Annotated in this window: 8 protein-coding genes; 1 reads left to right on the top strand and 7 read right to left on the bottom strand. The window is 49.2% G+C overall.

The window, feature by feature from the left end:
* Positions 1 to 5 precede the first annotated feature (5 nt).
* Complete coding sequence (locus tag JNN12_15300) at positions 6 to 857, bottom strand: 3-hydroxybutyryl-CoA dehydrogenase (protein ID MBL7979701.1); 852 nt, start codon at positions 855 to 857, stop codon at positions 6 to 8.
* Positions 858 to 944: 87 nt separating this feature from the next.
* Between JNN12_15300 and JNN12_15295 the strand changes: the two genes are divergently transcribed.
* A complete protein-coding gene (locus JNN12_15295) occupies positions 945 to 1,133 on the top strand; it encodes a hypothetical protein (GenBank protein MBL7979700.1) in 189 nt (62 codons plus the stop codon).
* Between the two features lie 89 nt (positions 1,134 to 1,222).
* Here the strand turns inward: JNN12_15295 and JNN12_15290 are convergent, their stop codons facing one another.
* The 6 genes from JNN12_15290 to JNN12_15265 all read right to left on the bottom strand — a co-directional run bounded on the left by JNN12_15290 (position 1,223) and on the right by JNN12_15265 (position 8,169).
* Complete coding sequence (locus tag JNN12_15290; protein ID MBL7979699.1) at positions 1,223 to 1,987, bottom strand: alpha/beta hydrolase; 765 nt, start codon at positions 1,985 to 1,987, stop codon at positions 1,223 to 1,225.
* A complete protein-coding gene (locus JNN12_15285; protein ID MBL7979698.1) occupies positions 1,984 to 2,895 on the bottom strand; it encodes a tetratricopeptide repeat protein in 912 nt (303 codons plus the stop codon). Before JNN12_15285 ends, JNN12_15290 begins: the two co-directional genes overlap by 4 nt.
* An 85-nt stretch (positions 2,896 to 2,980) precedes the next feature.
* Positions 2,981 to 4,501: a glycosyltransferase gene (locus JNN12_15280; protein ID MBL7979697.1), complete on the bottom strand. Its 1,521-nt coding sequence runs from the start codon at positions 4,499 to 4,501 to the stop codon at positions 2,981 to 2,983.
* Positions 4,502 to 4,542: 41 nt separating this feature from the next.
* Entirely contained in the window at positions 4,543 to 5,073 is a 531-nt protein-coding gene (locus tag JNN12_15275; GenBank protein ID MBL7979696.1) for an LptE family protein, read from the bottom strand.
* A 14-nt stretch (positions 5,074 to 5,087) separates the two neighbouring features.
* The gene (locus JNN12_15270; protein MBL7979695.1) at positions 5,088 to 6,470 is read right to left on the bottom strand and encodes a sigma-54-dependent Fis family transcriptional regulator; all 1,383 of its coding nucleotides are present in this window, start codon (positions 6,468 to 6,470) and stop codon (positions 5,088 to 5,090) included.
* Positions 6,471 to 6,624: 154 nt separating this feature from the next.
* On the bottom strand, positions 6,625 to 8,169 hold the full coding sequence (locus JNN12_15265; protein ID MBL7979694.1) for an acyl-CoA carboxylase subunit beta: 1,545 nt from the start codon (positions 8,167 to 8,169) through the stop codon (positions 6,625 to 6,627).
* Positions 8,170 to 8,445: the final 276 nt, after the last annotated feature.

The raw sequence follows: 8,445 nt of genomic DNA, 5'->3' as shown, positions 1-8,445 counted from the left end.
AAAAATCAATACGAATAAAACCCTTTCCCGCTTTTTTTACCGAGAAGTCCCGCCGTTACCATATTCCGCAAAAGCGGACAGGGGCGGTATTTATCGTCGCCGATGCCCCGATGAAGCACCTCCATAATGGAGAGACAGACATCCAACCCAATAAAATCTGCCAAAGCCAATGGCCCCATCGGATGGGCCATTCCCAGACGCATCACCGTATCTATGTCTTGCACGGTCGCTACGCCCTCCATTACACAATAAATGGCCTCATTAATCATCGGCATCAAGATGCGGTTCGAGACGAAGCCCGGATAATCTTGAACGGTAACAGGACTTTTGCCGATCTTCTCGGCGAGGGCAAAAATAGCCTGATAGGTTGCGTCGGAGGTCTCGTAGCCACGTACAATCTCCACCAATTTCATGACCGGAACAGGATTGAAAAAGTGCATCCCGATCACGTTTTCGGCGCGTTTACTTTGTGCGCCCAGCCAAGTGATCGAGATAGAAGAGGTATTGGATGCAAGTATGGCGCTTGGTTTGGTGGCTTCTGCAAGAGAATGATAAACCTGAGATTTGATATCGTTGTTTTCGGCTACGGCTTCCACCACCAAGTCTGCATGTTCAACACCACTAACAAATCCCGTAGTCGGTGTAATCCGCCCAAGGGTTGTGGTGGCATGTTCTTCGTTCAAGATGCCCTTTTTAACCTGACGCGACAAATTCTGTTGGATGGTCTCGATACCTTTTTGCAAAGCAGACTCGGTGACATCTACCAATGAAACGGAAAAGCCATTTTGTGCAAAGACATGGGCAATACCGTTTCCCATTGTTCCGGCTCCAATAACCGAAATACGTTGAATATCCATGTTTTTTGGGGTTCTATGAATCAAAAGTGTAGGTTAATGTATGACAAGATTTAAGGTTTTCGCGAGGAAGTCCCATTTACCAATAATATCGCAGAACAAAGTGTTCGAGGGAGTAAAGTGAAACAAAAAGTATCGGGCTGTTTTCGACTTGAGGACGGTACAAAGCGCGAATCCTTTCTCCAAACCGCACGGAAACACAGGCAAAATATCTTTCTACAACTCAAGAATGCCTTGCAAGGATATTCTTTCCTGACTCGGCCAAATTTGACCTCCTAAATAGTTACCTTTTTTAAAACTTGGTTCCTCGCAGGCGTTCGCAAATTTGCCGATCTAACTCGGAGAGGGCATCGTGGTAAGCCCGTATTTCAGTGACCATTTGGCTTATTGGGATGGGTTTTGGCAATGAACTGTTTTACATCAACAAGGATGCGCTGTTTAATCCCCTCACTCCCTGCGTCGCGGAGATCATTGTGGAGGCTATTTTCCAATCTGACGATGTTAATTCCCCAAAGAGCCGCTTCTGCGCTGTCGGGAAGTACGCCGGGATCGGCTTCAAACTCTCCTGCTCGAAAGGTCAAAACAGGCGGATGCGATTTTCGAGGGATGGGCATCCGGCGGTGATCTAGTGTAACGACGGCAGCAACCTCTTCAGGAAAATTTCGGGCATATAGCAAAGAAATATCACCGCCATTGGAGTGCCCAATCAGAATAGGGGCTGTCTTTGGGGTTTGGGGAAAACGGGACCGTAGATATGCACCCACAAATTGGAGGTTTTCTACGCCGCGTTCCCATACGGGCATCCGAACAACAAAAATATCCCCCGACGTCGCAATGGGGGCATCTTGTGGTTGTTCGTGTTGCACACCAGCCACCAAAAATCCGTCTTCCGCCAAGGCTCGCGCAAGAAAGGTGTATTCGGTATTGCTGCCGTTATAGCCGCTGCTAATGAGGATCAATGGAGCCCATGAACGAGCACCAAAACCGGGTGGGAAATATAATTCAATCGGAATGGTGCGGTTACGGCGAGCATCTTGCAAGGCCAAACTTTCCGAATGCACAAACGAAAGCGGTTTTGGTACCGCCGAGCATCCCCAAAAAAGCAAGCACATCAGCACAATCGTATTTTTCATTTCCCCTGTAATTCCGCAACCTTCTTAAGGAAATAATCGGCCCGAAGAGGTTGAAGCTTGGCCAAGCGCTTATAAACCGAAATGGCTTCGCTGTATTGCTTTTGTGTGGTGTAAATACGGGCCAAGGTTTCAGAAACCATGTCTTCGGTATCGGTTTCTTCTTCTGGAGGCGGTGTACGTTCGATGCTTTCCGGATTTGGAATGATGCGCGGTGCTTGCTCCAATTGCGCAATCAAATCATCTATATTAGAGAAAACCGTATCAATCTGGGTTTGTGGTTCCAGTCTCGGTGGTTCAATATACTGAAATGTTTCTTTCAGGGTATGCCAAGAGACATCAGGGTAATTGGGCGCGTTGGGTTGTGGTTCGGCCCATTCAAAATCAACGTTCACTTCCACAATCGGGGCTTCTAGTAAAGGTTCGGGGGAGGATAAAACTGGCTGCGGAATAGGCGCCTCCTGCGTAGGCGTCACAAAGGGCTCGGATGAGGCACTTTCTTTGGGCAGTGGCGGTGGTTTAGGAACCAACGGTTTGTGATGGGGCAGGGGTGGCGGGATAATTTTTTGGGTGACAGGCAGATGCAACCGTTGTGGGCGCTCAAAGTGAGGGTTGAAGTCTGCACGATCGGTGTTTTTCTGCACATCTGCACGGTGGGTGGGTCTTGGTGGCAAAAGACGGTCTATTTGCCGCCGAATAAAGGTACTGTTGGGCACCAAAAACCATGCATGTTGCCACGCATTCAACGCCTCGTCTGTCCGACCTACTTTTTCAGCGGTTTCGGCCAAAAGGATAAATAAAGGGGCATGTGCGGGAAAAGACCGCGAGGCTTCGCGCAACAACTTTAGCGCGTCCTCCATACGTCCCTGATCTATGAAGCGGTGAATGTCATTCAGACGTTGGGTAAGCATATACCTTAAGCGATTCTCCTGCCGTGCCCGTCGGGGCCATTTTTAGGCGGGTGTTGCAGGATGCGGAATAAGAGGCCAACCGGAATCAGACAGCACCGGCCTTACGTGCCGTCCAAAATTGTTGCAGGTTATAGCCACTTACTAACGCAAATCCTGCGGCAAACATCGCCTGAAATGGAACAGCGGCCCATTCCCCAATGTAGATTGTCATCGCGACTCCGGCAATACAATATAAGGCAGCAAAGGCTTCTAACCAGACCACTGGTGAAATCTTTTTGTTGGAGTACTTGTTTTTGGTTGTGATGGCCGTTTGTACATTCGATGCCTTATCACTCAATTTGGGAGTACGTACAAATTCTGTTTTTTTACCCCGAAATGCTTGTAAAACGGCACGGGTATTGTTGATGGAAAGCCCCATACTGCCCGCCATAAAGCCGGGTAGTACCAAAAGCCTTCGGGCCCAATTGGGGTATAAGGCGCGTTGGGCGAAGATTTGCGTGATGACTACGCCCGCAAAGGCCAGAAAGCCCAAACCCAAAACAGCAAAATAGGCGTCTCCCGGCCCCATACCCATCCACCGCAACACCAAGAGGGGTACATGGATCAAAGCAACCGTGACCACAAAGGGAAATACAATAAAATTGGTGATGTGAAACGTTCCCTCCACTTTTACCTTGAGCGGCTGTTCGGCACGCCAAAGCATTTTGAGTAGTTTAAAAGAAGTTTCTGCTGCGCCTTTCGTCCACCGAAACTGTTGTGTCCGAAGGGCGGCCATATCCACGGGAAGTTCTGCTGGCACTTCCACCTCGTTCAGGTATTTAAACTTCCAGCCCTTCATCTGGGCGCGGTAGCTCAGGTCAAGGTCTTCGGTAAGCGTATCACTTTCCCAGCCACCCGCATCGTCAATACAGTCACGCCGCCAGATACCAGCCGTCCCATTAAAGTTCATAAAACATCCGGTCGTGTTACGTACATATTGTTCAATGGCAAAATGTACGTCCAAACTCGCTGCTTGAATACGGGTGAGGTACGAAGCATCGCCATTAATATGCCCCCAACGGCTTTGCACCAGTCCCACCTTCGGATCCTCGAGAAAATGCGGAACCAATTTTCGCAGGTATTCGGGCGAAGGCGTAAAATCTGCATCAAAAATACAGATGAGATCACCTTTTGCAAAGGTCATGGCATTTTGCAAAGCCCCCGCTTTATAGCCCGTCCGGTCGGTCCGGTGTACATGAATGATGTCTAATCCACGCTTTTGCCAATAGACCACGCGCTTTTCCACAATGTCCTTGGTATCATCGGTAGAATCATCCAAAACCTGAATTTCCAACTTGTTACGTGGGTAATCTAAGGCAGCGCAAATATCTATGATTCGTTCAGCCACATAGGATTCGTTGAACATGGGCAATTGCACCGTTACAATAGGCCACGAGCCATCGGGTATTGCGAGGTCGTCGGGATCTGGGACTTTGCCTTCTATGAGACGGCTTTTCCGTGCAAAACCCACGGCGAGGCTGAGCAGGTTAAGTCCGTAAATAATGATCACGGCCATCGAGATGGCATACAAGGCGGCAACAATGGTGGGCCAAGGCAGGCTGCTCATGTCTGATGCAGGTTGGGTTGTGGATAAATCCGATGTGGAACCTACCAATCGGAGGTGGCGGCGGTAAATATATCGTTCGCGATGTTTTCGAGTACTTCTTTCGCGGTCTGGTATTCGGTTTTTCGGGTGTCATTGGGGTCATACTCTGCCGACTGCGAAAAGTCGCGCCGGAAAAGTTCTTTTTGCTCCAGTTGATTGGTATAAGTTGCTGTTACAACTAAACTTACCCGATTTTGGGTGGCCTGTTCGGTACTGGAGACAGCCGTCGGCTGGTTGGTATATTGCCGGATGGTACAGCGCACCACCACATCGGCATCAAAGTCGTTTTGCATCAAACGCAACCGTGTTTGTCGAACAAACTTGTTTACAAGGGCATTGCTTAAGACATCTCCCAGAGCGGGTTGGCCGCTATTGCTTTGGTCTTCGATTGCAGGAATCGCAATGCGCTTAATTTTTTCGTCTATCGAAGTTCCGGACAAGCTGTAGTACCCACATCCCGTCGTATGTCCCAGAGACATAAAAAGAAGCAAGGCCGATAAAATACGGCGACCAAGAGGTTTCGTCCGAATCATAATACAAAGATTCATCACACATGACGGGGAGGGACCTTTTCTTCGGCCTCGTCTTCGGGTGCCGCAATCCCTAATTCATTTATTTTGCGGTATAAGGTACGTTCACTGATGCCCAGGGCTCTGGCCGTTAATCGTCGGTTTCCTTCATACCGCTGTAAGCCTTCCCGAATGAGCCGTTCTTCCATTTCCTGAAAGGTTGGTAGCTCTTGGAAAACAAGGTTATTTATTGGGGTCGAGGTTTCATCCTGAATTTCGGCTTCTTCAATGGTTTCTGAAACGACTGTAGCGGGAAAAGATACGACATCTGGAAGCCGCTTAGGGAATTCTTTAACGGTGCGCGGTGGAGCTTCCGACCAACGCACGTCCAACGGGGCGGGTAATAAGGAGGAAGAAGTATCTGTTGAATAAACCCAATGCGCTTCTGCGGTAATGGGCTGCGGTGGGATACTTCCGTAACGAGCAACCCCTTCTTTGGTCGCCATAGCATGAAGGACGGCTTTCATCTCCCGCATTTCTAATTTCATTTCAAGCAAAAGGCGGTATAACAATTCGGGCGAGTTGCCGAAAGGATCTTCCGAACGATTACTTCCTGGATAGATCAATGCCTGATTGGCCGTTACCCCACGTAACAAGGGCTGAATATCTGCTACCGTGAGGGTTTCTGAACGAACCAATACCGTTGCCTGCTCGGCGGTATTCCGAAGTTCTCGGATATTCCCCGGCCAACGGTATTGCATCAGTAGGCTTCGGGCAGCGTCGTCTAATTTTTTTCGAGGTGCATTATACTGCTGACCAAAGCGAAACAGAAAATATTCAAACAAAGGCAAGATGTCTTCCTTACGGTCGCGTAATGGGGGAACTTGCAGGGTAACCGTAGAAAGACGATAATATAAGTCTTCTCTAAATCGTCCCGAACGGACTTCTTCCGCGAGGTTGCGGTTGGTAGCTGCCACAATTCGGGTATTTACTTTCTGCGTTTTGGACGAACCTACCCGACTAAACTGCCCCGATTCCAACACCCGCAACAACCGAACCTGGGCCGACATGGGCAATTCGCCAATTTCATCTAAAAAGATGCTGCTGTTGTCTGCTTCTTCAAAATATCCGGCACGTCGTTCCGTTGCACCTGTATAAGACCCTTTTTCGTGACCAAATAGTTCAGATTCGATAAGGCCCTCTGGAATGGCTCCACAATTTACCACCACCATCGGACGGTGGCGTCGTGCCGAGAGGCCGTGCAAGGCTTGTGCAATGAGTTCCTTACCCACCCCGCTTTCGCCCTCAATCAATACTGTAATGTCGCTGGGGGCCACCATACGTACCCGGTCTATCAATTGCCAAAATGCAACCGAGTTGCCGCGTAGCCCAAACCGTTCTTGTAACGCTTGTCTATCCATAAGGGTCTTTTTTTAGTTATAATAATGACACATTGGCAGAAAGTTTCTACTTTTCAGCGATCTTGTCATGAAGATGTACTCCCATAAAAAATCCCTTGTACGTTTAGAGGTACAAGGGATGGCCAATTTTGCCAAGCGACTGCCCGGCGCAGCATCAGAGCGGGATATTGCCGTGTTTCTTCTTAGGATTGTTGATGACTTTGTTTTTCATCATTTCCAAGCCGGCAATCAATCGTTTCCGGGTCTCAGATGGCATGATTACGTCATCCACAAAGCCGCGCTCGGCGGCGATGTAGGGGTTTGCAAACTTCTCGCGGTATTCCTGAATCAGGACTTCGGCTGCGGCCTCTTTGTCCTCTGCTTCCGAAATTTGCTTCCGGAAGATAATTTCTACCGCACCTTTTGGCCCCATGACCGCGATTTCGGCACTGGGCCAAGCAAAGTTGAGGTCGCCACGGATGTGTTTGGAGTTCATTACATCATAAGCACCACCATACGCCTTTCGGGTAATGACCGTGAGACGTGGCACAGTGGCCTCGCAAAAAGCATACAGCAACTTGGCTCCATGCCGAATAATGCCGCGCCACTCTTGGTCGGTTCCCGGTAAGAAGCCCGGAACATCCTCGAATACCACCAAAGGAATATTAAACGCATCGCAGAAGCGTACAAAACGTGCCCCCTTGGTCGAGGCATCTATGTCCAATACACCTGCGAGAACCGCTGGTTGATTGGCAACTACCCCGATCGGACGGCCATTCAGGCGGGCAAATCCCACCACGATATTGGCCGCAAAGTCTGGGTGAATCTCAAAGAAATTGCCGTCATCCACAATAGCACGGATCACATCCTTCATCTCATAGGGCTTATTCGGGTTTTCCGGCACAAATTCATTAAGCTCCGGAATGAGGCGGTCTCTCGGATCCAAAGTACCAAAAATAGGCGGTTGTTCCTCGCAATTTTGGGGCAAAAAAGACAGGAGTTCGCGAATTCGGAATAGGCAATCGGCCTCGCTTTCGCACGCCAAATGTGCCACCCCACTCTTGGAAGCATGGGTATCCGCACCGCCCAATTCTTCGGAAGTCACGTGTTCGTTCGTTACCGTTTTTACCACATCTGGCCCCGTCACAAACATATAGCTGGACTCTTTTACCATAAAGACAAAATCGGTGATGGCCGGACTATATACGGCGCCTCCTGCACAAGGGCCTAAAATGGCCGAAATTTGTGGTACAACGCCCGATGACAGGGTATTCAGCAAGAAGATATCCGCATATCCACCCAAGGACATCACTCCTTCTTGGATACGCGCACCACCGGAGTCGTTCAGACCAATAACGGGAGCACCATTGTCCATCGCCATTTTCATAATCTTGACGATCTTCTCGGCATGAGTCTCTGAAAGTGAACCGCCAAATACCGTAAAGTCTTGGCTAAACACATAGACCGTGCGGCCATTGATTGTTCCATAACCCGTCACCACGCCGTCACCATACGGGCGGTCTTCCTCCATTCCAAAATCACGGCTACGGTGACGGACAAATATGCCCATTTCCTGAAACGAACCTGGATCCAATAAGAGGTCTATCCGTTCACGTGCCGTCAGTTTGCCTTTGGCATGTTGCTTCTCAATACGTTTAACACCACCTCCCAAAAAGGCCTCAGTACGGCGGGCTTCCAAGTCCTGAAAAATTGCTGACATAATAGAAAGGGTTTATTCACTAAAATGGGGCAAGGAAAGGGTGCTATATGATACAGCGATTCCTTATCCCTACACTTGAAGATTCGCTGATTTTGTTGAAAACGAAGTGCGAAGATCAGGTTTTGTATTGGTGAAGCCACCGCCGAAACATGGAAAGACTATGTGGGCGGCCTGGTTTATATGTGGCAACGCAGTGATGCCACGCTTTCTTTGGCGGAGCGCTTTCTTCAGACGGGAGGCCGTATCTTGCTCCATGCCAATGGCTCTTTGACATAT

It is taken from the genome of Bacteroidetes Order II. bacterium (assembly GCA_016788705.1).
In the GTDB taxonomy this organism is placed as follows: Bacteria; Bacteroidota; Rhodothermia; order Rhodothermales; family UBA2364; genus UBA2364.
This window is presented reverse-complemented; position numbering and strand designations above follow the sequence as displayed.